The following is a 559-nucleotide window of genomic DNA, read 5'->3' as shown; positions in this document are numbered from 1 at the left end:
TAAGGGATCTTACTCACTTGAAGTGATGGGAAGTCTCATCTTGAGGGGGGCTTCATGCTTAGATGCTTTCAGCACTTATCCTTTCCACACGTAGCTACCCAGCTATGCTCCTGGCGGAACAACTGGTACACCAGCGGTGTGTCCATCCCGGTCCTCTCGTACTAAGGACAGCTCCTCTCAAACTTCCAACGCCCACGACGGATAGGGACCGAACTGTCTCACGACGTTCTGAACCCAGCTCGCGTACCGCTTTAATGGGCGAACAGCCCAACCCTTGGGACCGACTACAGCCCCAGGATGCGATGAGCCGACATCGAGGTGCCAAACCTCCCCGTCGATGTGAACTCTTGGGGGAGATAAGCCTGTTATCCCCGGGGTAGCTTTTATCCGTTGAGCGATGGCCCTTCCATGCGGAACCACCGGATCACTAAGCCCGACTTTCGTCCCTGCTCGACTTGTAGGTCTCGCAGTCAAGCTCCCTTCTGCCTTTACACTCTACGAATGATTTCCAACCATTCTGAGGGAACCTTTGGGCGCCTCCGTTACCTTTTAGGAGGCG

At 54.9% G+C, this 559-nt stretch carries 1 rRNA gene; it reads right to left on the bottom strand.

From position 1 onward, the window contains the following. Window positions 1–559: ribosomal RNA gene (locus ACFFIS_RS11090) — 23S ribosomal RNA — on the bottom strand; the annotation flags it as partial.

The organism is Paracerasibacillus soli, from assembly GCF_042432965.1.
GTDB lineage: Bacteria > Bacillota > Bacilli > Bacillales > Amphibacillaceae > Paracerasibacillus > Paracerasibacillus soli.
Note: the sequence above shows the minus strand (reverse complement) of the source record. Positions and strands in the feature narration are given on the sequence as shown.